Here is a 23,654-nt window from a genome sequence, read left to right as displayed (position 1 = left end):
GTGGCCCTTTCGTCGCGGGGCGGATCGGTCGTCCCGACCGTAGGGAGCCCGGGTGTGCCGCGGATCACGCGGATGACCACGTCCGGCGACCTCTCCGACGCCCGCGCCCCGCGACATGTGACGTACCCCGCCGACCGGGCCCGGACATGACGGTGGCCGGGCGACGAGGGGGTCGTCGCCCGGCCACTGCCGGGGATGCGGTCAGGCGCGGCCGGCGGTCCGCCAGCCGCTGTGATAGGTCTCCCGCGCCATCCTGGCGTAGGGGACCGGGCTCACGATCGCCCGGACCTCGAACTGCTCGTGCGGCTCGACGGTGGTCTTCTTGCTGCCGCCGTCGGGCTCGCCCCACACCACGCGGACCTCGGCGCCGTGCGGGACGTCGGGGCTGATCGTCGCCAGGGACAGCCCCTTCTTCTCGTTGGCCGAGATGCCGGTGAACATCGAGACACCGAGCACGGTGCCGTCGGCGTCGAGGACGGAGTCGAAGTTCGACGACCCGTAGTTCGCGTTGGGCAGGTCGAAGAACTGGTACCGGGCGTCCTCCACCTGGTTGGCGAGGAGCTTGGCCAGGTCCTCGGAGTTCCACTCCAGGGTGACCTTGCGGCGCTGGCTGTCCTTGTCCAGGGCCTCGAGGGCGTCCCGGCCGACGAAGTCGTGGTCGAACTTGACGAAGGAGCCGTACCCGAGCTCCCAGGGGTTGGTGTAGTAGTCCTCGATGTCGGAGGAGACGAAGCTGCCGGCGATGGCGTTGGTCGCCTCGTAGCTGTCGGCGCCGAGCCACTCGCGGTACGGGCGCAGCTCCTCGCCGGTGTAGATGGCCGGCAGCGGCGAGGGGATCCAGCCCGACTCGAGGGTGTTGGTGGAGTAGGCGCGCGAGCCCACGGGCTCCATACCGAACTCCCGGCCGGCCTCGAGGATGGCCTCGCGGATCCGGTCGTAGCTCTCGTACGGGCCGAAGATCTCCAGGCCCGGCGCACCGGCCATGCCGTGCCGCAGCGTGCGCACGGTCTCGCCGGCGATCGTCATCGTGCTCATGCGGAAGAACTTCAGCTGCTCGACGCTGCCGCCGTTGAGCTTCTCGATGATCGGCCAGGCGTTGGGCCCCTGGATCTGGAAGCGCCACAGGTCGCGGGTGACGGCCTTGCCGTACGGGCGCGACGGCGACCGCGGGTCGTTGCGGATCTCGACGTCGTAGCCGCCGGTCTCGCCGCGGAACTGCAGCCAGTTGGCGCCGGGCGCACGGCCGACGTAGACGAACTCCTCCTCGGCGAGGTGGAAGAGGATGCCGTCGCCGATGACGTTGCCGGCCGGGGTCACCGGGACGAACTGCTTGGCCATGTCGACCGGGAAGTTGGCCACGCTGTTGATCCCCGTGTCGGAGATCAGCTTGAGCGCGTCCGGGCCGCGCATGAAGAGGTTGAACATGTGGTGCGACTGGTCGAAGAGCACGGCGGTCTCCTGCCACGCCTTCTGCTCCCGCCGCCAGTTGGTGAACTCCGAGGGGACGACCGGGTAGATGTAGGCGCCGAGCTGGGAGTTGCGGAGCAGCCCGACGGTGTCTCCGGTCTGGTCCAGGAGCTCCTGGAGGTTCTTCGCAGTCATGTCCGTCCGTTCTCGTCGGTTGTCGCTGCCCTGGGTGTCACTGCTCTGGGCCGGCCCTGCTGCCGGCGGCTGCTGGCCTCCGGTGTCCCTGCGAGGGACCGGGGACGTGCGGGGCCCACGCCCCTGCTGCACCGCAGCCCGAGCCTAGAGCGACCGCTGTGGTCCAGCACACAGACATCCGTCACCGCGCACCGGCCGTTCCGGCTGCCGGGCGTGCGTCGGATGACCGTCCGTCCGCGTCATTTGACGTAGAGCGGGGCAGGTCTGCGGCTCTGCGCGTGACGACGGCGCCGGCATCGGCGAGGGTGGCCGCGTCGGGACCGCGGAGGGGGGCAGGCTGTGAGACGTCGGCCGGTCGCCCCGGGGACCCCGCTCGCGGCGGCCGGGGCTCCCGGCCGGACGTCCTGGTCCGCCGTGGCCGCCCTCCTGGGCGCCGGGGTGGTCGCCGCGGCGCAGATCGGCGGGGCCGCGGCCGCGCTGCCGGTCCTGACCGACGACTTCGGGCTCGGCTCGGGCACCGCCGCCTGGTACCTGTCGACGGTGAGCGCCCTGAGCGCCGTCGGGGGTGCCCTGCTCGGGTGGCTGGGGCAGACGCTGGGGTTCGGCCGTCAGGTCCGGCTCGGCCTGACGGCGATCGTCGTCGCCGACCTCGCGGGCGCGGCGGTCGACTCCCTGGCGGGGCTGCTGGCGGCCCGCGTGGGGGAGGGCATCGGGCTCGTGATGGTGATCCTCGCGGCGCCGCCGCTGCTCTCGGAGGTGTCCGGACCGGAGCACCGGCGGCTCGTCGCCGGGACGTGGGGCGCGTACATGCCCGTGGGCGCCGGGCTGGCGGCGCTGCTCGTCCCTCCCGCCATCGGGCTCGTGGGCTGGCGGGGGGCGTCGGTCGCCGACGCCTGCGTGGCCGCGGGCGCGCTCCTGGTGGTCCTGCGCTGGGTGCCGTCCGGCGCGGTGCGCCGGAAGCCGTCCCTCGCGAGCCTGCTGGGGGCGTTCCGCTCGCGGTCCGTGGTGGTCATCAGCGTCGTCTTCGGGCTCTACTCGGCCCAGTACCTGGCCGTCGTCGGCCTGCTGCCGGCCGCGCTGGTCGCCGATGAGGGACTGTCGGTCGCGGACGCGGGACTGGTCGGCGCCGTGGTCTTCCTCGTGAACGCCCCCGCCAACCTCCTCGGGGCGTACCTGGTGCACCGGGGGGTGCCCCTGCGGTGGGTGGTCCCCGCTGCGAGCGCGGGCATGGCCGCGACCGTCTGGGGCGTGCTCGACCCGGCCCTGCCCGCGGGCCTGCGGATCGTGTGGGCGGTCGCCTTCTCGTTCGTCGCGGGGCTGGCCCCGGCCGCGCTCTTCGCCGGCCTGGCCGCGGTGTCGGCGGGCACCGGATCGGCCGGTGCGGCCATCGGCCTGGTGACGCAGGGGTCGGGCGTGGGGCAGTTGCTCGGTCCGCCGCTCGTGGTGGCGGTGGGCACGGCCGCCGGCCCCGGGGCGGCCCAGTCGGCGGTGCTCGTGTGCCTCAGCTGCCTGGTCGCAGCGGGTGCCGTGCTGCTCCCTCGAGGCGCGCGGATCCCCTGACGGGGGTCCGCGGCGACTGAGACAAGTTTCACATCAAATCGTTGACAATCCCCGTGAGGCCTCCGTACGTTGCGGCGACGGGCCGGGGGCCCGCGCACCGGAGCACGCCCCAACGGCGGGAGATGCGGCAATGGCAGGTGAGCTGACGCTGCAGGACGTGAGTCTGCAGTTCGGCGGGATCAAGGTGCTGCAGGACGTGTCCTTCGCCGTCGAGCCGGGCCAGATCTTCGGCCTCGTGGGGCCCAACGGCGCGGGCAAGACCTCGCTGTTCAACTGCATCAGCGGGCACTACAAGCCGACCGCGGGCACCGTGCTGATCGACGGCACCGAGGTCCAGGGCGCACGCCCGGCGACGCTCGCGCGCCACGGCCTGGCCCGGACGTTCCAGCACCCGGCGCTGCAGCTGCACGAGACGGTGCTCGAGAACGTGCTGCTCGGTGCGCACGCGCGCCTCCCCGGCGGAGCGCTGGAGTGGTCGGTGCGGACACCGCGCACCCGGCGCGCGGAGAAGGAACTGCGCGCCGAGGCGCTCGACCTGCTGGAGCGCAACGGCCTGGGCTGGGCCGCGCACCTGCCGGCCGACGAGCTGTCGCACGGCCTCCACAAGGGCATCGAGCTCTGCCGTGCGCTGCTCATGAAGCCGAAGCTGCTGCTCCTCGACGAGCCGGCCGCCGGTCTGCCGCACAGCGAGGTGGAGACCCTGATCGCGACGGTCCGGCGTCTGCGCACCGACGACGACATCACCGTCGTCATCGTCGAGCACCACATGGGCCTCATCGCCGCCCTCACCGACCGCGTCGTCGTGCTCGACCACGGGGCCAAGCTCATGGAGGGGACGGCCGCCGAGGCGCAGTCCGACGCCCGCGTCATCGAGGCCTACATCGGGAAGGACGCCGCGGATGACGCTGCTTGAGCTCGAGGGCGTCACCGCGTCCTACGGCCCCGTGCAGGTGCTCGACGGCGTGTCGCTCAGCGTTCCCGAGGAGGGGGCGGTCGGCATCCTCGGCGCGAACGGCGCGGGCAAGACCACGACGCTCCGCGCGATCAGCGGCACCGTCCGCGCGGGCGGCCGCATCACCTTCGACGGCAAGGACATCCGCGGCATGCGGCCCGACCAGGTCGCCGCCCTGGGCATCGCCCACGTGCCGGAGGGGCGCGGCACGCTCGGCGACCTGACCGTCCGCGACAACCTGCGGGTCGGCGCCTACCTGCGCAAGGACCGCAAGGGCGTCGACCAGGACATCGACTACTGCCTCGACCTGTTCCCGAACCTGCAGGAACGCATCACCTCGAACGCGTCGGCCCTGTCCGGTGGTGAGCAGCAGATGCTCGCCGTGGGCCGGGCGATCATGTCCAAGCCGCGGCTGATGCTCCTCGACGAGGCCTCGCTCGGCCTCGCCCCGAGCACCGCGAAGAACGTCTACGACGCGATCCGGCGCCTGCGGATCGAGTCCGGGATCGCCATGGTCGTGGTCGAGCAGAACGCCAACCTCGCCTTCACCCTCGTCGACAGCGCCACGGTCCTGGAGACCGGGCGGAACGCGCTCACCGGCACGTCCGCCGAGCTCAGGGGCATGGACGAGATCCGTCGCGCCTACCTGGGAGGTTGAGATGGGGAAATTCGTCCAACTCGTCGTCGACGGCCTGTCGACGGGCTCGGTCTACGCCGCGCTCGCCCTCGCCATCGTGCTGGTCCACCAGGCGACCGGCCTGATCAACTTCGCGCAGGGCGGCATGGCCGTGCTGTCCGCGTACGTCGCGTGGTGGCTGACGAACCAGGGCCTGCCACTCATCGTCGCCATCCTGCTGGCGATCGTCTTCTCCGTCGTGTTCGGCGCCCTGGTGGAGCGGTGGTTGATGCGGCGCTTCGAGCGTGGCGACCCCGACACCGCCGTCGTCGTCACGATCGGCCTGCTGACGCTGATCACCGGCTTCGCCGGGTGGCTCTGGACGTACAACAACCAGCAGTTCCCCTCGCTGTTCCCCCTCGACACGGTGTCGTTCCTGGGCGTCTCCGTCAGCGTCCGCTCGCTCGGGACCACCGCCGTGATCGTCGTGGCGATGCTCCTGCTCCAAGGGCTCTTCGTCGGCACCAAGCTCGGCCTGGCGCTGCGCGCCGTCGCGATCAACCCGCAGTCCGCGGCGTTCTCCGGGCTCCCCGTCGGACGCCTCCTCATGGTCGGCTGGGGCCTGGCCGCAGCGCTGGGCGCCGTCGCCGCCGCGCTCGTCGCGCCGCAGCTCACGCTGACCCCGGGAATGCTCGACAACGCCCTCGTGTACGCGCTGGCCGCCGTCATCCTCGGCGGTCTCACGAGCCCGATCGGGGTGGTCGTCGCGGCCTGGATCATCGGCATCCTGGAGAACCTGGCCGCGGTCTACGTCCCGTTCATCGGCTTCGACCTGAAGGTGGCCGTGCCGTTCATCCTCATCTTCGTCGTGCTCATCGTCCGACCCCAGGGCCTGTTCGGCCGGAAGACCGTGGTGCGCGTGTGATGGCCTCCTCCCCGAAGACGTCCGCCTCGACGACATCCGCGCCGGCGTCGTCCGCCACGACGTCGTCCGCCTCGTCGTTCCGGCAGCGTCCGTGGGTGCGCTGGGGAGCTCCGCTGCTGCTCGTCGTCGGGCTCGCCGTCCTGCCGCTCGTGATGACGGAGGGCGCCAACGACACGCTCGCCCGCATCGGCGTCTTCGCCGTCGCCGTGCTGGGCCTCAACGTGGTGATGGGCTACACCGGGCAGGTCTCGCTCGGCCAGATCTTCTTCCTGGGTCTCGGTGCGTACGTCACCGCGTACGGGGTCCAGAGCGGGTGGAACATCGTCCTCGTCTTCGTGCTCACCTGCCTCATCCCCGCCGTCGCAGGACTGCTCGTGGCACTCGCCGCCGCACGCCTGGGTGGGCTCGCGATCGCGATGGTCACCATCGCGCTGCCCATCGTCGGTGTGCCGCTGGCGAAGCGGTTGAGCGACTTCACCGGCGGCTCGCAGGGCCTGTCCGCGCGTTTCGTCGAGGCGCCGGAGGGGAGCGGGCTCTACGACGACCAGTGGCAGCTGTACCTCGTGCTGGTCATCGGCGGGATCGTGTTCCTGATGACGAGCCTCCTCGTCCGGGGCAAGTACGGCCGGGCCTTCGCCATCGTCAAGGGCAACGAGAACGTGGCGTCGTCCATGGGCATCTCGCCCTACCGCTACAAGGTGCTGGCCTTCACCATCGCGTCGCTGATCGGCGGGGTGAGCGGCTTCCTGTACATGGTCGTCGTCCAGTACACGTCGCCGGAGACCATGAGCTTCGGGCACTCGATCGAGCTGCTCGTCGCCATGGTGATCGGCGGCGCGGGCAGCATCGTGGGGTCGCTCCTCGGCGGCGCGTTCTACGTGATCGTCCCCGACGTCACGAACGCCATCGACCCGAGCCTGACGGCGCTGCTGCAGGGCGCGCTCCTGCTGGCCGTGCTGTTCGTCCTGCCCGGTGGCCTCGTGTCGCTGCCCCGCGCGCTGACGCGCAGGCTGCGGCGCTCTCCCGCCGGACGCGGCTCCGCCGCACCACCGACCACTCCGTCATCGACCCCCGGGTCGGGCACCGCGGCGGAGCAATCCGAGACAGAGAGGCAAGGTCACGCATGAACAGACACCTCCGATCGCGGAGGGCGCTCGGCATCGCCGTCGCGTCGGCGCTCGCGGTCACGGTCGCGGGTTGCGGCAACCGGGACGACGCCGGCCGCAGCGGTGACGCGGCCGAGGGGGCGCCCAGCCCCGGTATCACCGACGACTCGGTCACGCTCGGCATCACCACCCCGCTCAGCGGTGCCACGGCGGGCCCGGGCACCTGCACGGTCGCCGGCATCACCGCGTACTTCGGCATGAAGAACGCCGAAGGTGGCATCGAGTTCGGCGACGGGCAGACCCGCACCGTCGAGATCGAGGCGCTCGACGACACGTACGACCCGCAGCAGGCGGCGGCGAACTACGACCAGCTCAAGGACGACGTCTTCGCGATGACCGCGGGGCTGGGCACGCCGACGAACCGTGCCTGGCGCGACGCGGCGATCGCCGACGAGGTGCCGCAGGTGCTGATCATGACGGGCGACCCGCTGTTCAGCGACACCGAGGAGAGTCCGTGGCAGCTCGGCTTCGTGCCGATCTACCAGAACGAGGGCGAGGCCTTCGGTGAGCTGCTGGCCTCCTCGAGCGGCGAGCACCGGGTGGCGATCCTGTCGCAGAACGACGACTTCGGTGCCGGCTACGTCGAGGGCTTCAAGTCGGCCATCGAGGGCGCGGACAACATCGAGATCGTCGACGAGCTCACCTACGAGGCCACCGACACGTCGGTCGACGCTCAGATCACCGAGCTGGCCAACAGTGACGCCGACGTCTTCTTCAACGCGATGTCGGTGACCCCGCTGGTCATCTCGTCGCTGCAGAAGGCGCAGCAGCTGGGCTGGACGCCCAACTGGTTCCTGCCGTCGAACACGTCGAGCCCGACGGCGATCCTCGAGCCCGGCGGCGCCGCGGCCTTCCCCGGCATCTACTCGGTGTCGTTCGCCAAGGCGCCGCAGAGCCCCGCGTTCGCCGAGGACGAGGACGTGCAGACCTACCTGTCCGCCCTCCCGCAGTACGGCAACTACCCCGACCCGCCGGCGTTCCCGCACTGCCAGTGGAGCTGGATGGTCGGCGCGACGCTGGAGCAGGCCTTCACGGAGATGCAGGAGCCGACCCGCGACAGCTTCATGGAGGCACTGCGCGGAATCGAGGGCTTCGAGGCGCCGCTCATGCTGCCCGACACGTCGGTGACCACCACCGAGGACGGTCAGCCCGCGGTGTCGACGGTGGTCGTGCAGAAGTACAACGGCCGGGGCTACGACACGGTCGAGACCTTCGAGTGACGCCGGCGTGAGGCGCGGGGACGGCCCGTCCGTGGACGAGCCGTCCCCGCGTGCGGCGCATCCGCCGTGGTCGTCGCCGACCGGCCGGCTCGGGGGACACCGCGCCCCCGGGCGCTCGCCCGGCCGCGATCGCGGTCCCTACGGTGACCCGGTGGCCCACCGCACCGGCGAGCACGCCCGCCTGCTGAGCGGTGTGCAGGCCCGGCGCATCGCCGAGCGACGACTCCGGGACGAGATCACGCGCGGTGTCGTCGTCCCGGGACAGCGGCTGGTCGAGCCCGAGCTGGGCGAGCGGTACGGCGTGACCCGCAACAGCGCCCGGCTGGCCCTGGACGTGCTGATCGCCGAGGGCCTGGTGGAGCGCATCCCCAACCGCGGGGCGCGGGTCCGGGTCATGTCCGGGTCCGAGGTGGTCGCCGTCCTGGAGTGCCGGCAGGTCCTCGACGGCCTGCTGGCGCGCAAGGCCGCCGAGAACGCCGCCGGCGACCAGGTCGAGCGACTCCAGGCCACCGTCGGGCGGTTGCGGCGGGCGGTCGCCGACCACGAGTCCCTCGAGTGCTGGGAGCTGATCCAGGAGCACCACCGGCTGGTGGCCGAGGCCGCCCGCCACGGCCTGGCGTCGTCACTGGTCGAGCTCCTGCAGAGTCGTGTCGCGCGGCACTCGTTCCAGTTCCTGCTGCGCCCGGGCCGCGCGCAGCAGGCGCTCGCCGAGCTGACGCAGGTGGTCGACGCCATCGCGGAGCGTCGGGCCGACGCCGCCGAGCGGGCCGCCCGGGCGCACCTGCAGAGCGGCATCGACGAGCTGCTGCGGGAGCCGACGGAGGCCTGACCGGCAGTCGGCGAGAAGAACGCCATCGATTGCTCACAGGATCGTTGGCAATCCTGCACCCCTGGGACTACCGTGCCGCCATGGCTTCCCCGGCCCAGGAGACGGCTGAGCGCGTCCTCCGCGTCGCGATCGCCCGCGGCGACATGCCACCGGGATACCGGCTGGTGGAGGCCGAGCTGGTGTCCCGCACGGGGGTCAGCCGCGGTGCCGTGCGGCTGGCGATCGACGCGCTGATCGTCGAGGGTCTGGTCGAGCGGATCCCGAACCGCGGCGCGCGGGTGCGGGTCGTGTCCACCGACGAGGCGGTGGCGATCACCGAGGTCCGGCTACCGCTGGAGGCGCTGCTCGCCCGCAAGGCGGCCGAACGCATCACCGACGCGGAGGCCGATCGGCTGCGCGCCCACCTGGAGACGATGACCGCCGCCGTCGACTCCGGCGACGTCCGCACGTACTCCGAGCTCATCCAGCAGCTCTACGGCATGGTCGGCGCCGCCGCCCGGCACCCGATCGCCGCGGACCTGGTGAGCCGGCTGCAGGCGCAGCTCGTCCGCCACCAGTTCCGCCTCTCGCTCCGTCCCGGCCGGCCCCGCGTCAGCCTCGCCGGGTTCACCGAGCTCGTGGACGCCGTCACGGCCCGGGACCCTGCCCGGGCCGAGGCCGCGGCGACCACCCATCTGCGCGGCGTCATCGCGGCGCTGTCCGAGCCGAACCCCGAACCGGGAGGACCAGCATGAGGACCGTCGTCGTCACGGATCCGCCGCGTGCCGACGTCGGCGACGCCGAGACGCTGGGCGGCTTCGGCGTCGCCACCGTGCACGAGGCCCTGGGCCGCGTCGGCTACCTGGGGCCGGTGTTCCGCCCGGCCTGGGCCGGGGCGCGCATCGGCGGGACGGCGGTGACCGCGCTGTGCTGGCCCGGGGACAACCTGATGATCCACGTCGCGGTGGAGCAGTGCCGTCCCGGCGACGTGCTCGTCGTCGCCACCAACTCACCGTCGACCGACGGCCTGTTCGGGGAGCTGTTCGCCACCGCGCTGGCGCACCGCGGCGTCCGCGGGGTCGTGCTGGGCAGCGGCGTGCGCGACGTCGCCGAGCTCCGGGAGATGGGCTTCCCCGCCTGGTCGACCGCGGTCAGCGCGCAGGGGTCGGTGAAGGCCACCGCCGGGGCGGTCAACGTGCCGGTCGTCCTCGGCGGCCAGCGGATCTGTCCCGGGGACGTGGTCGTCGCCGACGACGACGGCGTCATGGTGGTGCCCCGCGCCGACGTGCCGCGGGCCCTCACCGCCTCCCGGGCGCGCCTGGACAAGGAGGCGGCCAGCCGCGAGGCGTTCACGCAGGGCGAGCTGGGGCTCGACCGCTACGGCCTGCGCGCGCGGCTGCCGGAGTTCGGCATCGAGTACGTCCCGTACGAGGAGTTCGCGGAGGAGGAGCGGTGAGCTACGACGACACCGGGGTCCGCTGCACGATGCTGCGGGCCGGCACCTCCCGCGGGCTCTACCTCGAGGCACGGGACCTGCCCGCCGACGCCGCCGCGCGCGACGACCTGCTGCTGCGGCTGATGGGCACGCCGGACCCGCGCCAGATCGACGGCCTCGGCGGCGCCACCACCCTGACCAGCAAGGTGGCGGTCGTCTCGCCGTCGGAGGACCCCGAGGTCGACGTCGACTACCTGTTCCTGCAGCTCGGGGTGGACGAGGCCACCGTCAGCGACCGGCAGAACTGCGGCAACATCCTGGCCGGCGTCGGGCCGTTCGCGGTCGAGCGGGGGCTGGTCCCCGCCGCCGGGGACGAGACCAGCGTGCGGATCCGCATGGTCAACTCCGGCAGCGTCGCCGTCGCCACCTTCCCGACGCCGGACGGGCGGGTCGAGTACCGCGGCGACGTCGCGATCGCCGGCGTGCCCGGGACGGCGGCCCCGGTCGTCCTGGACTTCGCCGACACCGAGGGGTCGGCCACCGGCGCGCTGCTGCCGACCGGCCACGTCCGCGACACCGTCGAGGGCATCGAGGTCACCTGCGTCGACAACGGGATGCCGGTCGTGCTCGCGCTCGCGGAGTCCTTCGGGCTCACCGGGCACGAGCCGCACGAGCAGCTGGCCGCCGACGCGGCGCTGCTCGACCGGGTGGACACCTTCCGCCGCAAGGCCGCCGAGCTCATGGGCATGGGCGACGTCTCCCGCGCCTCGGTGCCGAAGACGGTGCTGCTCGCCCCGCCGCGCGACGGCGGCCAGGTCAGCACCCGGTCGTTCATCCCCGACCAGCCGCACACCTCGATCGGCGTGCTCGGCGCGGTCAGCGTCGTGACCGGGATGCTGCTGCCCGGCGCCGTGGGCTCCGAGCTCACCGCCGGCTGGCCGCAGGGGACCTCGCAGGTCGACGTCGAGCACCCGACCGGGCACCTGCTCGTCGACGTCGTCGTCGACGCCTCCGCCACCCCGCCGCGCGTCGTCCGCTCGGGGGTCGTGCGCACCGCCCGCAAGCTGTTCGACGGCACCGCCTACCCCCGCTGACCAGCCCGACCCGGAGGAGAGTCCCGTGCCGCCACTGCACGACATCGCGCACCTCGCCCACGTCGAGGTCCTCACCGACAAGCCGGAGGAGTGCCTGGACTTCTACGTCCGCTACCTCGGCATGACCGAGAACGGGTCGGCCGGCGACTCGGTGTTCCTGCGGGCGTGGGACGACTACGAGAACACGACGATCAAGCTGACCGCCGCGCCCCGGCCCGGCGTCGGCCGGACCAACTTCCGGGCCGGCGCGCCGGAGGCGCTGCAGCGCCGGGTGGCCGCCATCGAGGCGACCGGGCTGGGCCGCGGCTGGGAGGACGGCGACCCCGGCTACGGCCCGGTGTACGTCTTCACCGACCCCGACGGCCACGAGATGGGCGTCTACTACGAGACGGAGTGGTACCGGCCGACCGGCGACCTCGTGCCGGCGCTGAAGAACCAGGCCCAGGCCTATCCCGGCCGCGGCGTGAGCGTCCGGCGGATCGACCACATCAACTACCTCGGCGTCGACGTGGTGGCCAACCGCGACTTCGCCCGCGACGTCCTCGGCGGGATGGTCACCGAGCAGATCGTCCTCGACGACGGCGTCGCCGGGAGCTGGACGACGTTCACGAACAAGGGCTACGACGCCGTCTGGACCCGGGACAACACCGGCACCTCCGGCCGGCTGCACCACCTGTCCTTCGCCGTCGACAGCCGCGACGACGTCATCCGCGCCGCGGACCTCGCGCTCGAGCACGGGATCCACATCGAGACCGGGCCGCACAAGCACACCATCCAGCAGAGCTTCTTCCTCTACGTCTGGGACCCGGCCGGCAACCGGATCGAGCTGGACAACCCCGCCGCGCGGCTGGTCATGGCCCCCGACTGGCAGCCGATCGACTGGTCGGCGGCCGAGCGGGCCAAGGGCCAGGCGTGGGGGCTGCAGACGATCAGCACCTTCCACACCCACGGCACGCCGCCGGTCGAGGTGCCCGGGCAGTGACCACCTGCATCGCCGTCCTCGGGCTCGGTGAGGCCGGCTCGGAGATCGCCCGCGACCTCGTCGCGGCGGGGGCCGACGTGCGCGGCTACGACCCCCTCGGCATCGTCGTCGACGGGGTCGCGCCGCGGGGGAGCGAGGCCGAGGCGGTGGCCGACGCCGACCTGGTGCTCAGCGTGAACAGCTCGCACGACGCCATGACCGCGCTGGGCAACGCGCTCCCCGCGCTGCGTCCCGGCACGCTGTGGGCCGACCTCAACACCGCGAGCCCGGGACTGAAGGTCGCGCTGGCCGAGCGCGCCGCCGGGCACGGCGTGGACGTCGTCGACGTCGCGCTGATGTCGCCGGTGCCGGGCAGGGGCCTGCGCACGCCGATGCTGGTGTCGGGCGAGGCGGCCGACCGGTACGTCGGGCTCGTCACCGCCCTGGGCGCCGAGGCCGAGGTCCAGGAGGGCCCGGTCGGCACCGCCATCTCCCGCAAGCTCCTGCGCAGCGTCTTCTACAAGGGACTGGCCGCCGCCGTCGTGGAGGCCCTGCGCGGTGCCGAGGCGGCCGGGTGCGCCGACTGGCTGCGGGGGAACATCGCCGCCGAGCTGACCGGGTTCGACGCGCGCACCGTCGACCGGCTGGTGGAGGGCACCCGCGTGCACGCCCGGCGGCGGGCCGACGAGATGGCCGCCGCCACCGAGCAGCTGGAGGAGCTCGGCGTGCCGGCCCGCGTCGCGCCGGCCGCCCGCGACCTGCTCGTGGAGCTCCGCGACGCCGCCGCGCAGGAGGACACGTGATCATCGACTGCCACGGGCACTACACGACCGCGCCGGCCGCGCACACCGCCTGGCGCGAGCAGCAGGTGGCGGCCTGGCAGGCCGGGACGACGCCGCCCGCCTATCCGTCCATCAGCGACGACGAGATCCGCGAGACGATCCGGTCGAGCCAGCTGCGGCTGATGGACGAGCGGGGCATCGACGTCACGCTCTTCTCGCCGCGCGCCTCCGCGATGGCCCACCACGTCGGCGACGCGGGCGTGAGCCTGGAGTGGTCGCGCCGGTGCAACGACCTCGTGCACCGCGTGGCGACCCTGCACCCCGGCCGGTTCGTCCCCGTCGCCCAGCTGCCGCAGTCGCCGGGGGTGGACCTGCAGGCCTCGATCGACGAGCTGCGCCGGTGCGTGGACGAGCTCGGGTTCGTCGGCTGCAACCTCAACCCCGACCCCAGCGGCGGGTTCTGGACCTCACCGCCCCTGACCGACCGGCACTGGTATCCGCTCTACGAGGCGATGGTCGAGCTCGACGTGCCGGCGATGGTGCACGTCTCGGCCTCCGCCACCCCGGTGTTCCACGCCACGGGCGCCTACTACATCAACGCCGACACGACGGCGTTCATGCAGCTCGTGCAGGGGGACCTGTTCACCGACCTGCCGGACCTGCGGCTGGTGATCCCGCACGGCGGGGGAGCGGTGCCCTACCACTGGGGCCGCTACCGGGGACTGGCCGACATGCTCGGCCGGCCGCCCGTGGAGTCCGCCGTCATGGGCAACGTCTTCTTCGACACCTGCGTCTACCACCAGCCCGGCATCGACCTGCTCCTCGACGTCGTGGACACCCCGAACGTGCTGTTCGGGTCGGAGATGGTGGGCGCCGTCCGGGGCATCGACCCCCGGACCGGCCACCACTTCGACGACACCCGCCGCTACGTGGAGGCGGCCGGGCTCGACGACGACGCGCGCGCGGCCGTCTTCGAGGGCAACGTCCGGCGGGTCTACCCGCGGCTGGAGGCGGCGCTCGCCGGGCGGTGACCGGGGAGGGTCAGCTCGTCTCGGGGACCCGCAGGTGGGCGACCGCGACGTCGAACTCCGCCGAGTCGAGCACCTCCAGGCCCATGGCCGGGGCGAACTCCTCGCGGAACTCCCGCGCGCCCTCGCCGGCCTGCTCGGCGTGCGCCCGGCTGTCGTAGGAGACGGCGGCCACGGTCAGACCCTCCGCCCGGCGGACCATGACGCTGACGCTGCAGAAACCGGGCAGGTCGTCGAGCTTGGGCATCAGCGACAGGCGGACGGCGTCGACGGCGCGGTCGACCGCGTCGGGCGCGGTGCGCAGCCAGGTGACCCGGGCGCGGGCGCCCTCCCCGGCGTCCAGGACGCGGTGCATCGCCGCGATCTCCCACTCCTGCACCTCGGGCCGCCCGCCCAGGATCGCGGCGGTCCGCTCGGCGAACGGCCGCACGTCCTCCCGGCTGTCCTGCAGCGCCGCCTCGTCCCGCCAGGACGTCGTGACGATGCAGCGGCCGCCGGCGCGGTCGGCGAGCACCGACAGGCCGAGGCACCCCGCCATCCGCTGCACCGCCGGCAGGACCTCGTCCCGGGCGTGGTCGACCGCGGCGTCCACCGACCCGGGGGGCCCGGAGATCTCGGTGGACCGGGCACGCATCTCGGTCACTGGGGCCTCCCGTCGGTCCTGCGCGAGCCGGCGGTGCCCGGAGCGGGCGGCCGGCGCGGCACAGGGTGCCCGTCGTCGCCGCGGACGGGCAACCGAGTCAAACGTCGCGCTCGACGTACGACGGGAACGCCTGCGATCCGTATCACCCGGTGGTCAGGATCGGGGCCAGCCGGACGCGACGCGGTGCGGACCGCGGGGGACAGTCGACCGCTCAGCGCCCCGCCCGGTCGACGGAAGTCCTCGACCCCTGGGGGGATCCAGCCCATGCGAACACGTCCACACCTCGCCGTGCTCTCGGTCCTGGCAGCGACCGCGGCCGCGGTGCTCGTCGCGCCCGGCGCGAACGCCGCGCCCCCGGCGCCGGAGCCCGCACCCGTCCTGCCTGTCATGGACTGCGCGGAACTCGCGCAGTTCACCCGCCCGGACACCACGGTCACCGCGGTGGAGCAGCACCGCGGCGACGACGCGACCCCGGCCTCCTGCCGGGTCACGCTGCGCGTCGAGGACCCGGAGGACGGCGGCGCCGTCACGGTCTGGGTGTACCTGCCCGAGGAGACCTGGAACGGCCGGTTCCAGGGCGTGGGCGGCGGGGGGTTCTCCGGCGGGAGCGCCGGCAGCCTGGAGGCGCCGCTGCGCGCCGGTTACGCCGCGGCGGCGACCGACGCGGGACACGTGGGGCCCTCGGGGACCTTCGGCCTCCGTCCCGACGGCACCCCCGACCAGGCGGCGAGGGAGGACTTCGGCCACGAGGGCGTGCACGACATGACCCTGACCGCGAAAGCGGTCGTGGCGGCCTACTACGGGCAGCAGCCTGCCTACTCGTACTGGAACGGCTGCTCGACCGGCGGCCGCCAGGGACTGATGGAGGCGCAGCGGTACCCGGACGACTACGACGGTGTCCTCGCCGGCGCGCCGGTGATCAACTTCCCGGAGATGCAGACCGGCCAGATCTGGGGCCAGATCGTGATGCTGCAGGAGGACAACCCGATCCCCGCCTGCAAGTTCGAGGCGGCCCTGGCAGCGGCGATCGCCGCCTGCGACACCGTCGGTGACGGCGTGGTCGACGGCGTCATCGGGGACCCCTTCGCCTGCGACTTCGACCTGACCACGCTCGTCGGCACGGTGACCCCGTGCGGGACCATCACGGCGGAGGACGTCGCGGTCATGCAGCGGATCCACGAGGGTCCGCGTGGCACCGACGGCCGCTTCCTCTGGTACGGGCTGCCCTACGGCGCCCCCTACGCGGGCCTGCACAACGTGACGCTCGACGAGTCCGGCCAGCTCGTCGGGGACCCGTTCGTCTACGACATCTGGTGGATCCGCTACTTCCTGACCGACGACCCGACGTTCGACTGGCGGACCCTCGACCGCGCCTCCTTCGAGGCGCTGTTCGACCTCGCCGTCGAGCGGTACGGCGACATGATGGGGGCCAGCGACCCGGACCTGTCTGCGTTCCGCGACAGCGGCGGCAAGCTGCTGATGTGGCACGGGCTCGCCGACTTCGGCGTGACGGTCCGTGGCACCGTCGACTACGTCGAGCGGGTCCTCGCCGAGCTCGGCCCGGGCCACACGCAGCAGTTCGCGCGGCTGTTCCTCGCTCCGGGCGTGGGGCACTGCGGTGGCGGCGCCGGCGCCCAGCTGGTCGACCCGTTCGGCGCGCTGGTCGAGTGGGTGGAGGGCGGCCGGGCACCCCGGACGCTCGACGCCGCCACCGCTGACGGGGCCACCCGTCCGATCTGCGCCTACCCGACCGTGGCGCGGTGGACCGGCCGGGGCGACGCGTCCGACGGCAGCACCTACCGCTGCGTGCCCGCCACGCGGATGGAGCTGCGGCAGGCGTGACGACTCGACGCAGGCCGGGGGCGACCCGTCCCCGGCCTGCGTCGATTGTCGCGGTCGGGGTGCTGACTTCCGCCGCGGCAGAGACGTCATCTGTGGCGTGCGGCACACCTCCGCGCGGCCGTAGGTTCAGCGAGCCCGACCACCCGCCGAGGAGGCGCGATGACCCGGCCCGCCGAGGCCCAGCACGGCGTCCTGGTGCTGTCCTGCGAGGACGCCCCGGGCATCGTCCACGCGGTGTCCGGCCTGCTGCTGCAGGAGCGGTGCACGATCGTGGAGAGCCACCAGTTCGACAGCCCGACGAGCGGCATGTTCTACATGCGGGTCGAGTTCGCCCACGTCGACGGCGCACCGCTGGACCTCGCCCACCTGTGCAGTGCCTTCGAGGAGACGGCGCAGCGGTTCGGGATGGACTGGCGGATGGTCGACACCGCGCAGCGGCAGCGGACGCTCATCATGGTCAGCCGGTACGCGCACTGCCTCAACGACCTGCTGTTCCGCAACTCGATCGGCGAGCTGCACCTCGACGTCGTGGCGGTCGTGTCCAACCACCCCGACCTCGCCGACACGGCCGCCTTCTACGGCGTGCCCTTCCGGCACATCCCGGTGACCCGCGAGACCAAGCCCGAGGCCGAGGCGGCGCTCCTCGAGATGGTGCGGGAGGAGCGGATCGACCTCGTGGTGCTGGCCCGCTACATGCAGATCCTCTCCGACGGGCTGTGCCAGGAGCTCGCCGGCCGGGCGATCAACATCCACCACTCGATGCTGCCGAGCTTCAAGGGCGCCCGGCCCTACCACCAGGCGCACGCCCGCGGCGTGAAGTTCATCGGCGCGACGGCGCACTACGTCACCGCCGACCTCGACGAGGGCCCGATCATCGAGCAGGAGATGCTGCGCGTCGACCACACGGTGACCCCCGAGGAGCTCGCCGCCCGCGGCCGGGAGGCCGAGACCCGGGCGCTCGCGCACGCGGTGCGCTGGCACACGGAGAACCGCGTGCTCATCCGCGGGAACCGGACCGTCGTCTTCGAGTGAGCCGGACGGCGGCGCCTCCGACGGCCAGGACCGGCATCGGGAGTTCCCCCTCGGCCGCGAGGCCCGGTCGTCCTCGATGTCCTGAGGTGTCGCCCGGTGGAGCGCGGCGCCTTCCGGACGTGAGCGCCACGCGGCCCTCGGCTCAGGCCCCTGCCACCGGTGGCGCGGTGGGGTCGGCGGCCTCGGTCGTGACCTCCCGGAGCACGTAGTCCTCGATGGTCTCCAGGTCGTGGGTGGAGCGCTTCACGATCGTGAGCAGGTCGCTCATCTTGCTGACCTCCTCGATCTGCTCCTTGATGAACCACTGCATGAACTGGTCGGAGGCGAAGTCGTTCTCCCGCCGCGCGACCCCGATCAGCGCGCCGATCTGCTCGGTGACCCGCTTCTCCTGCTCCAGCGCCAGGGCGACCGGCGCCACGACGTCGGGGAACTCGTTGACGGGGGCCGCGACGGCGGGGATGCGCACCGGCGCGTCGGAGTCGAGCAGGTAGCGGACCATCATCATGGCGTGCTGCCGCTCCTCGAGCGCCTGGTCGAAGAAGAGCTGCGCCGTCCGGGGCATGGTCAGCTGGTCGAAGTAGACGGCGCAGGAGACGTACTGCTGGTGCGCGGCGAACTCGTTGCCGATCTGCGTGTTCAGCAGCTCGACGAAGGCAGGGGCGGCCATCGGGACTCCCGGGCGTGTGGGGTGGCGGTCACCGGACGTTAACCGGTGACCCGCCGGTGCCCGTGGATCGCCCGCGAAGGCAAGGCTAGCCTCACCGGGTGGCCAAGTCGGCGGGCATGCCCAAGAAGAAGTGTTGCCAGGACAGGCCGCGCTGCAAGCGGTGTCCCCTCCGCGCCCTCGCCGAGGGGACGCTCCCGCCGGGCTACACGGTCAAGAAGCGCCGCCTGGTCAAGCTGGACAAGGCCGACAAGGTGCTCGCCAAGAGCAGCCGGAAGGCCGCCTGATCCCTCCCTCCCCACCGCGCGCCCGGGCGGCGGTCGGCCGGCCTCTCGTGGTCACGGGCCCGTGTCGGCGCTGATGCTGGCCGCGGCCGCCGGGATCCAGGCGTGACCGGCATCGAGTCCCTCGGCGGTGGCTGCGGCGCGCAGGGTCGCTGCCGCCGTCTCGAGCGGCTGGCCCATCGCTCGATCCCTCGCCAGCTCGTACACGGCGAGCGCCTTCAGACGCTGCTCGAGCGGTAGGTCCGCCAGCAGGCTCCTCCAGTCGTCCTCCACCCGTGGTGTCGTGCCCTCTGACACGCGGACCATGCCGGTCGCTCAGTCGGGATCACCCCGGCCGAGGAGGAGGGTCGGTGGTCCCGCCCTCGGGAGCACTGACGGCCTTCACCATCGACCGGGTCAGCAGGCCGGCCGCGACGGCCGCGGCGGCCGCGATCGCGGACCGGAGCAGTCGGTCTCTGAGATCCATGGCGACCTCCGGAGGGAGAGGTGTGCCCCGTTCCTGACCCGGGCGAGCTACGTCTGGTCGGGCCGGTGCGGAGCGTCGGAGACCGTGCGTGCGATCCGGGCAGGGCCGGCCCAGCCTGACCGCATCATGGCCGTGAGTGCCCGGGCCGAGGACTCGTCGGCCATGGCGGCGCCGCGGACCCAGGCCGTCGCGAGCACACCCAGGAACAGGTCCCTGCCGCGCACCTCGGGACGGGCGCCGCCGTCGCGCTGGGCCGCGCGGAGGAACTCGTCGGTGTCGGTGACATAACCCTGGCAGGTGAGGGCCAGCGGGGAGCTGTCCTCGGTCAGCGCCGCCCGCAGGGGCTCGGGCAGCCCGTCGAAGGCAGTGGCCCAGCGTCCGAGCGCGTCGAGCCACTGGGCGAGCGCTGCTGCGGAGTCCGCCTCCTCCCGGCGGATCTCGTCGCGGCGGGTCATCAGGTCCTCGTCGCGCGCGCGGAGCAGCGCGGCGAGCAACGCGTCCCGGTTCGGGAAGTGCCGGTAGAGGGTGCCCGCGCCGACACCGGCCCGCTTGGCGATGGCGTCCAGCGAGCCGGTGATGCCGTGCTCGGAGAAGTGCCGCTCGGCGACGTCGAGGATGTGCGTCCGGTTCCGCTGTGCGTCCGTCCGTGGCCGGCGCTCACGCGCTCCTGTCGTCTCGGACACGTCCGACCACCCTTCGTTGCAAAGCGGAGACTGTCTCCGTATGGTCTGAGCAGTCAACCGGAGACCTTCTCCACCTTAGCTCCTCGGCGACCGCCGTCCCACCCGCTCCAGGGAACCGGCGCCCTTGCCTCCAGACGAAGGACGAGTCGTGACCACCCCTCAGATGCTCCTCGCCATCCAGATCGCCAACGGCTACGGCGCCCAGCCCGGCGCCTGGCGCATGCCCGGCGTCGACCCGTCCGGGTACACCGACATGGACGTTCTCGTCCGCCACGCGCAAGCCGCTGAGCGGGGCAAGATCCAGCTGGTCTTCCTGGCCGACACCCCGGCGCTGACCGTCGACCTCGAGCGCGAAGCGCCGCAGATGGCCGTCGACCCGCTGGTGGTCCTGACCTCGATGGCGCGGGGCACCGAGCGGATCGGACTGGTGGCCACCGCCTCGACGACGCTGAACGAGCCGTACACGATCGCCCGCCAGTTCAAGGCGCTGGACGTGGCCAGTCACGGCCGGGCCGGCTGGAACGCCGTCCCGACCTCGTCCCCGGCGGCGGCCGCGAACCACGGCCTGGCGCTGCCCCCGCGGGCGGAGAAGTACGAGCGCGCTCACGAGGTCGTCCAGATCGTCCAGGCGCTGTGGGGCAGCTGGGAGCGCGCCGCCTGGGTGCGCGACGTCGCCGGCGGGCGGTTCGCCGACACGAGCAAGATCCGGCCGGTGGACCTGCAGGGCCGGCACGTCGCCTCCCGGGGGCCACTGCCCATCCCGCCGTCGGAGCAGGGACAGCCCGTGGTCTTCCAGGCCGGCGGCGGAGGGAACGGGCTGGAGGTGGCCGCCCGCTACGCCAGCGGCGTGTACGCCAACCCGTTCAGCATCGAGGAGGGCCGGGCGCACCGGACGGCCCTGCGGGCGGCCGCCGAGCGCGTCGGCCGCGACCCCGACGAGGTGGAGCTGTTCGCCGGGTTCATGCCCAGCGTCGCGTCCTCCCGTCGCGCCGCCCTGGACCGGCGCCGCCGCCTCGACGAGGTGGTCGACCTGGACCAGCGCGTGACCTACCTGGGCGCGATGCTCGGGCTGCGGCTGGGCGCCGAGCAGCTGGACGAGCCGCTCACCGACCAGCAGCTGGCCGCGGCCCGCCCCAGTCCGGGTGACCCCCGCGCTCCGCACACGTTGGAGATCGCGCGGGAGGGCTGGTCCCTGCGGGACGTCCTCGCCCACGGGGTCATCGACTACCACCCGGTCGTACCCGGCACGGCCGCCGACGTCGCCGACCACATGCAGCAGTGGTTCGAGGCCGGCGCCTGCGACGGCTTCTCCCTGGCCATCGACGTCCACGCCGACGGCATCGACGCCTTCGTCGACCAGGTCGTCCCGCTGCTGCAGGAGCGCGGCCTGTTCCACCGCGACTACGAGGGCGCCACCCTGCGCGACCACCTCGGCGCCCCCGACCAGTACGGCCTCGACCCGCGCCTCGCCGGAGCGGCGCACGCGTCGAGCTGACTCCTCACCCTCCTCGACAAGGAAGACAGAGCACACCCATGGCCATCCAGGACCCTCCGGCACCCGACCTCGCACCCCTCGCACCCCAGACCGGCTCCAGTGACCGGCTGGCGCCAGGGAGCGCCCTCGTCATCGGCCTGCTCATGGCCTCGACGTTCACCGTCCTGCTCAACGAGATGATGCTCGGCGTCGCGCTCCCGACCCTCATCGCCGACCTGGGCATCACCCCGACCACCGGGCAGTGGCTCACGACCGGCTACCTGCTGACGCTGGCGGTGCTCATCCCGGCGACCGGCTTCGTGATGCGCCGCTGGCACCTGCGGACGATCTTCCTGGGCGCGATGTCGCTGTTCGCCGTCGGGACGGCCATCGCCGCCGCCGCCCCGGGCTTCGGCGTCCTGTTCGCCGGCCGGATCATCCAGGCCGTCGGGACCGCCGTCTTCCTGCCCCTGCTGATGACCACCGCGATGCGACTGGTGCCCGCCGCGCGCCGCGGCTCGATGATGGCGATCGTCACGGCCGTGCCGGCCGTCGCTCCGGCGGTCGGACCCGCGCTGTCCGGCGTGGTGCTGTCGCAGCTGAGCTGGCGCTGGCTGTTCCTCCTGATGCTGCCGGTCGCCGTCCTCGCTCTGGCCTTCGGGGCGTGGAAGCTCCGCAACACCACCACGCCCGAGCCGGTGACGCTCGACGTGCTGTCCCTGGTGCTGTCCGCGGTCGGTTTCGGGGCGCTGGTCTACGGGCTGGCGTCGATCGGTGAGTCGGTGTCCGGGCACGTGCCCGTCGCCCCGTACGTCCCGATCACGGTGGGCGTGGCCGGCGTCGCGGCCTTCGTCCTGCGCCAGGTCGCCCTGCAGCGCTCCGGCGATGCGCTGCTGGACGTGCGGATCTTCCGGTCCCGGTCGTTCGTGCTCCCCCTGCTGGTGATGCTCGTGATCGCGATGATCGGCTTCGGCAGCCTGATCGTGCTGCCGCTGATCCTGACCAGCGTCCTCGGGTTGAGCACGCTGTCCCTCGGCCTGTTCCTGGTGCCGGGCGGAGCGGCCATCTCGCTGGTCTCGGCGTTGGGCGGGCGGGTGTACGACCGGGTCGGCCCGCGCCCCCTGGCCGTCCCCGGCGCGGTCATCTGGACGGCGTCCCTGTGGTTCCTCGCCACGGTGGACGAGAGCACCGGGGTCGGCACGGCCCTGGTGGCCTACCTGGTCATGTCCGGATCACAGGCCCTGATGTGGGCACCCATGACGACGACGGCGCTCGCAGGCCTCCGCGCCGACCTCTACCCGCACGGCACCGCGGCCTTCACGACCGTCCAGCAGTTGGCCGGCGCCGCGGGCGGGGCTGTGCTCATCTCGGCCTACACCATCGGCTCGGACGCCGCGGACGCCGGCGTGCTCACCCTCGCCCAGGCCGAGTCCGCGGGGCAGGCCGCCTTCGTGACCGCGGCGGTCCTCGGCCTCGGCGCCGTCCTCGGCACCCTCGTCGTGCGGCGCGCACCGACCGCGCCCACGCCCCACCTGACCTGACCTGACCTGACCACACGACCAAGGAGAACCAGCATGCAGATCGGCATCCTCGGCGTCGGCAACATCGGCGCCACCCTGACCCAACGACTCAGCACCGCCGGGCACGAGGTCAAGGTCGCCAACTCCCGCGGCCCGGAGACCATCCCGGCCGAGGTGACCGCCTCGGGCGGACGGGCCGTCCACGCCCACGACGTCGTCACCGACGTCGAGGCACTGGTCGTGTCCATCCCGCTCGTCCGTGTCCCGGACATCCGGCCGCTCGTGGACCGGCTGCCGGCCGGCGCCGTCCTGCTGGACACCTCGAACTACTACCCGTTCCGCGACGGCCACATCACCGCCCTCGACGAGGGACAGGTCGAGAGCCTGTGGGTCGCCGAGCAGCTCGGCCGCCCCGTCGTCAAGGCGTGGAACGCCATCCTCTCGGGCTCGTTCGCCACCAAGCACGCGGCTGCCGGCACCCCCGGTCGGATCGCCATCCCCGTCGCCGCGGATGCGGAGGCGGACCGGGCGCTGGGCATGGCGCTGGTCGAGGACACGGGCTTGGACGCCGTCGACGCCGGGCCGCTGGCCGACTCGTGGCGCCAGCAGCCCGGAGCGCCGGTCTACTGCACCGACCTCACCCGCGAGGAGGTACCCGGCGCCCTGGCGGCAGCGGTCGCCACCCGCTCACCTCGGCGGCGCGACCTGGCGATGACCGTCCTCGCCGAGTTGCTGGGGGACCCGACGGTCGACCGAGGGCCGGACTTCCTCGTGCAGGTGAACCGGCTGCTCTACTCGTGACCCCAGCCATCGCGGGACGCCGCCGTCCGGGCGGTGGTCGTGACCGGGAGGTCAGCCGGCGGGGCGGCGGCTGACCACCACGGGGATCTCGCCGTC

The 23,654-nt window shown here is 72.9% G+C and carries 25 protein-coding genes; 19 read left to right on the top strand and 6 right to left on the bottom strand.

Annotated features, from left to right (window positions below):
• Positions 1-201: 201 nt before the first annotated feature.
• Complete coding sequence (gene ligM, locus FN207_RS23900) at positions 202-1,602, bottom strand: vanillate/3-O-methylgallate O-demethylase (RefSeq protein WP_142460951.1); 1,401 nt, start codon at positions 1,600-1,602, stop codon at positions 202-204.
• Positions 1,603-2,016: 414 nt separating this feature from the next.
• On the opposite strand from ligM, the gene FN207_RS23895 reads away from it, so the two are divergent.
• The 13 genes from FN207_RS23895 (at position 2,017) to FN207_RS23835 (ending at position 14,152) form a co-directional block, all read left to right on the top strand.
• The gene (locus tag FN207_RS23895; protein WP_185938547.1) at positions 2,017-3,162 is read left to right on the top strand and encodes an MFS transporter; all 1,146 of its coding nucleotides are present in this window, start codon (positions 2,017-2,019) and stop codon (positions 3,160-3,162) included.
• Positions 3,163-3,292: 130 nt separating this feature from the next.
• On the top strand, positions 3,293-4,075 hold the full coding sequence (locus FN207_RS23890; RefSeq protein WP_142460949.1) for an ABC transporter ATP-binding protein: 783 nt from the start codon (positions 3,293-3,295) through the stop codon (positions 4,073-4,075).
• Positions 4,062-4,772 carry an ABC transporter ATP-binding protein gene (locus tag FN207_RS23885; protein WP_110910174.1) on the top strand — a complete coding sequence of 237 codons (711 nt, stop codon included), beginning with the start codon at positions 4,062-4,064 and terminating at the stop codon, positions 4,770-4,772. The genes FN207_RS23890 and FN207_RS23885 overlap by 14 nt, the downstream gene beginning before the upstream one ends.
• Position 4,773: 1 nt before the next feature.
• Positions 4,774-5,655 (top strand): branched-chain amino acid ABC transporter permease, encoded by an 882-nt coding sequence (locus FN207_RS23880; protein WP_142460948.1) that lies wholly within the window; start codon positions 4,774-4,776, stop codon positions 5,653-5,655.
• 95 nt (positions 5,656-5,750) lie between these two features.
• On the top strand, positions 5,751-6,782 hold the full coding sequence (locus FN207_RS23875) for a branched-chain amino acid ABC transporter permease (RefSeq protein ID WP_246066318.1): 1,032 nt from the start codon (positions 5,751-5,753) through the stop codon (positions 6,780-6,782).
• Positions 6,779-8,041 (top strand): ABC transporter substrate-binding protein, encoded by a 1,263-nt coding sequence (locus tag FN207_RS23870; RefSeq protein WP_142460946.1) that lies wholly within the window; start codon positions 6,779-6,781, stop codon positions 8,039-8,041. The genes FN207_RS23875 and FN207_RS23870 overlap by 4 nt, the downstream gene beginning before the upstream one ends.
• Before the next feature lie 151 nt (positions 8,042-8,192).
• Positions 8,193-8,870: a GntR family transcriptional regulator gene (locus tag FN207_RS23865; protein ID WP_246066317.1), complete on the top strand. Its 678-nt coding sequence runs from the start codon at positions 8,193-8,195 to the stop codon at positions 8,868-8,870.
• Positions 8,871-8,950: 80 nt separating this feature from the next.
• Complete coding sequence (locus FN207_RS23860) at positions 8,951-9,604, top strand: GntR family transcriptional regulator (RefSeq protein ID WP_142460945.1); 654 nt, start codon at positions 8,951-8,953, stop codon at positions 9,602-9,604.
• Positions 9,601-10,305 (top strand): 4-carboxy-4-hydroxy-2-oxoadipate aldolase/oxaloacetate decarboxylase, encoded by a 705-nt coding sequence (locus FN207_RS23855; RefSeq protein ID WP_142460944.1) that lies wholly within the window; start codon positions 9,601-9,603, stop codon positions 10,303-10,305. The genes FN207_RS23860 and FN207_RS23855 overlap by 4 nt, the downstream gene beginning before the upstream one ends.
• Positions 10,302-11,378 carry a 4-oxalomesaconate tautomerase gene (locus tag FN207_RS23850; RefSeq protein WP_142460943.1) on the top strand — a complete coding sequence of 359 codons (1,077 nt, stop codon included), beginning with the start codon at positions 10,302-10,304 and terminating at the stop codon, positions 11,376-11,378. The genes FN207_RS23855 and FN207_RS23850 overlap by 4 nt, the downstream gene beginning before the upstream one ends.
• Before the next feature lie 25 nt (positions 11,379-11,403).
• Positions 11,404-12,360 carry a VOC family protein gene (locus FN207_RS23845; RefSeq protein ID WP_142460942.1) on the top strand — a complete coding sequence of 319 codons (957 nt, stop codon included), beginning with the start codon at positions 11,404-11,406 and terminating at the stop codon, positions 12,358-12,360.
• A complete protein-coding gene (locus FN207_RS23840; RefSeq protein ID WP_142460941.1) occupies positions 12,357-13,142 on the top strand; it encodes an NAD(P)-dependent oxidoreductase in 786 nt (261 codons plus the stop codon). The genes FN207_RS23845 and FN207_RS23840 overlap by 4 nt, the downstream gene beginning before the upstream one ends.
• Positions 13,139-14,152, top strand: a complete 1,014-nt coding sequence (locus FN207_RS23835; RefSeq protein WP_142460940.1) for an amidohydrolase family protein — start codon at positions 13,139-13,141, stop codon at positions 14,150-14,152. The genes FN207_RS23840 and FN207_RS23835 overlap by 4 nt, the downstream gene beginning before the upstream one ends.
• A gap of 10 nt (positions 14,153-14,162) precedes the next feature.
• Here the strand turns inward: FN207_RS23835 and FN207_RS23830 are convergent, their stop codons facing one another.
• Positions 14,163-14,783 carry a putative quinol monooxygenase gene (locus FN207_RS23830; RefSeq protein ID WP_142460968.1) on the bottom strand — a complete coding sequence of 207 codons (621 nt, stop codon included), beginning with the start codon at positions 14,781-14,783 and terminating at the stop codon, positions 14,163-14,165.
• A 273-nt stretch (positions 14,784-15,056) separates the two neighbouring features.
• Between FN207_RS23830 and FN207_RS23825 the strand changes: the two genes are divergently transcribed.
• Both FN207_RS23825 and purU read left to right on the top strand, forming a co-directional pair.
• The gene (locus FN207_RS23825) at positions 15,057-16,634 is read left to right on the top strand and encodes a tannase/feruloyl esterase family alpha/beta hydrolase (RefSeq protein WP_142460939.1); all 1,578 of its coding nucleotides are present in this window, start codon (positions 15,057-15,059) and stop codon (positions 16,632-16,634) included.
• Between the two features lie 159 nt (positions 16,635-16,793).
• A complete protein-coding gene (gene purU / locus FN207_RS23820) occupies positions 16,794-17,666 on the top strand; it encodes a formyltetrahydrofolate deformylase (protein WP_142460938.1) in 873 nt (290 codons plus the stop codon).
• Between the two features lie 142 nt (positions 17,667-17,808).
• Here purU and FN207_RS23815 read toward each other — a convergent pair whose 3' ends face one another.
• The gene (locus FN207_RS23815) at positions 17,809-18,333 is read right to left on the bottom strand and encodes a ferritin (protein ID WP_142460937.1); all 525 of its coding nucleotides are present in this window, start codon (positions 18,331-18,333) and stop codon (positions 17,809-17,811) included.
• A 98-nt stretch (positions 18,334-18,431) separates the two neighbouring features.
• Here FN207_RS23815 and FN207_RS23810 point away from each other — a divergent pair, with 98 nt between their 5' ends.
• A complete protein-coding gene (locus FN207_RS23810; RefSeq protein ID WP_110910195.1) occupies positions 18,432-18,617 on the top strand; it encodes a hypothetical protein in 186 nt (61 codons plus the stop codon).
• A 51-nt stretch (positions 18,618-18,668) separates the two neighbouring features.
• On the opposite strand, the gene FN207_RS23805 is transcribed toward FN207_RS23810, so the two are convergent.
• From FN207_RS23805 to FN207_RS23800, 3 genes are read right to left on the bottom strand one after another with little or no spacing between them, the layout of a single operon-like run.
• Positions 18,669-18,887 carry a hypothetical protein gene (locus FN207_RS23805; RefSeq protein WP_142460936.1) on the bottom strand — a complete coding sequence of 73 codons (219 nt, stop codon included), beginning with the start codon at positions 18,885-18,887 and terminating at the stop codon, positions 18,669-18,671.
• Positions 18,888-18,939: 52 nt separating this feature from the next.
• Complete coding sequence (locus FN207_RS26570) at positions 18,940-19,080, bottom strand: hypothetical protein (RefSeq protein WP_185938546.1); 141 nt, start codon at positions 19,078-19,080, stop codon at positions 18,940-18,942.
• A 47-nt stretch (positions 19,081-19,127) separates the two neighbouring features.
• The gene (locus FN207_RS23800; RefSeq protein ID WP_142460935.1) at positions 19,128-19,763 is read right to left on the bottom strand and encodes a TetR/AcrR family transcriptional regulator; all 636 of its coding nucleotides are present in this window, start codon (positions 19,761-19,763) and stop codon (positions 19,128-19,130) included.
• A 148-nt stretch (positions 19,764-19,911) separates the two neighbouring features.
• Here FN207_RS23800 and FN207_RS23795 point away from each other — a divergent pair, with 148 nt between their 5' ends.
• Genes FN207_RS23795 through FN207_RS23785 form a run of 3 tightly spaced genes read left to right on the top strand, consistent with a single transcriptional unit; the run spans position 19,912 to position 23,558 of the window.
• Positions 19,912-21,258 carry an NtaA/DmoA family FMN-dependent monooxygenase gene (locus FN207_RS23795; protein ID WP_221888377.1) on the top strand — a complete coding sequence of 449 codons (1,347 nt, stop codon included), beginning with the start codon at positions 19,912-19,914 and terminating at the stop codon, positions 21,256-21,258.
• Positions 21,259-21,296: 38 nt separating this feature from the next.
• The gene (locus FN207_RS23790) at positions 21,297-22,778 is read left to right on the top strand and encodes a DHA2 family efflux MFS transporter permease subunit (protein ID WP_142460934.1); all 1,482 of its coding nucleotides are present in this window, start codon (positions 21,297-21,299) and stop codon (positions 22,776-22,778) included.
• Positions 22,779-22,811: 33 nt separating this feature from the next.
• Positions 22,812-23,558 (top strand): NADPH-dependent F420 reductase, encoded by a 747-nt coding sequence (locus FN207_RS23785; RefSeq protein WP_142460933.1) that lies wholly within the window; start codon positions 22,812-22,814, stop codon positions 23,556-23,558.
• Positions 23,559-23,654: the final 96 nt, after the last annotated feature.

The sequence above is a fragment of the Geodermatophilus aquaeductus genome (genome assembly GCF_900182545.1).
Lineage (GTDB): Bacteria > Actinomycetota > Actinomycetes > Mycobacteriales > Geodermatophilaceae > Geodermatophilus > Geodermatophilus aquaeductus.
The sequence above is the reverse complement of the archived record's forward strand: the minus strand, read 5'-3'. Positions and strand labels throughout refer to the sequence as shown.

Bases quoted from the DNA above. Each gene is read 5' to 3' on its own strand.
- FN207_RS23890 (WP_142460949.1), top strand. From the start codon at position 3,293: ATGGCAGGTGAGCTGACGCTGCAGGACGTGAGTCTGCAGTTCGGCGGG.
- purU (WP_142460938.1), top strand. From the start codon at position 16,794: ATGACCCGGCCCGCCGAGGCCCAGCACGGCGTCCTGGTGCTGTCCTGC.
- FN207_RS23785 (WP_142460933.1), top strand. From the start codon at position 22,812: ATGCAGATCGGCATCCTCGGCGTCGGCAACATCGGCGCCACCCTGACC.
- FN207_RS23830 (WP_142460968.1), bottom strand. From the start codon at position 14,783: ATGCGTGCCCGGTCCACCGAGATCTCCGGGCCCCCCGGGTCGGTGGAC.
- FN207_RS23870 (WP_142460946.1), top strand. From the start codon at position 6,779: ATGAACAGACACCTCCGATCGCGGAGGGCGCTCGGCATCGCCGTCGCG.
- FN207_RS23885 (WP_110910174.1), top strand. From the start codon at position 4,062: ATGACGCTGCTTGAGCTCGAGGGCGTCACCGCGTCCTACGGCCCCGTG.
- FN207_RS23815 (WP_142460937.1), bottom strand. From the start codon at position 18,333: ATGGCCGCCCCTGCCTTCGTCGAGCTGCTGAACACGCAGATCGGCAAC.
- FN207_RS26570 (WP_185938546.1), bottom strand. From the start codon at position 19,080: ATGGATCTCAGAGACCGACTGCTCCGGTCCGCGATCGCGGCCGCCGCG.
- FN207_RS23880 (WP_142460948.1), top strand. From the start codon at position 4,774: ATGGGGAAATTCGTCCAACTCGTCGTCGACGGCCTGTCGACGGGCTCG.
- ligM (WP_142460951.1), bottom strand. From the start codon at position 1,602: ATGACTGCGAAGAACCTCCAGGAGCTCCTGGACCAGACCGGAGACACC.
- FN207_RS23855 (WP_142460944.1), top strand. From the start codon at position 9,601: ATGAGGACCGTCGTCGTCACGGATCCGCCGCGTGCCGACGTCGGCGAC.
- FN207_RS23860 (WP_142460945.1), top strand. From the start codon at position 8,951: ATGGCTTCCCCGGCCCAGGAGACGGCTGAGCGCGTCCTCCGCGTCGCG.
- FN207_RS23825 (WP_142460939.1), top strand. From the start codon at position 15,057: ATGCGAACACGTCCACACCTCGCCGTGCTCTCGGTCCTGGCAGCGACC.
- FN207_RS23790 (WP_142460934.1), top strand. From the start codon at position 21,297: ATGGCCATCCAGGACCCTCCGGCACCCGACCTCGCACCCCTCGCACCC.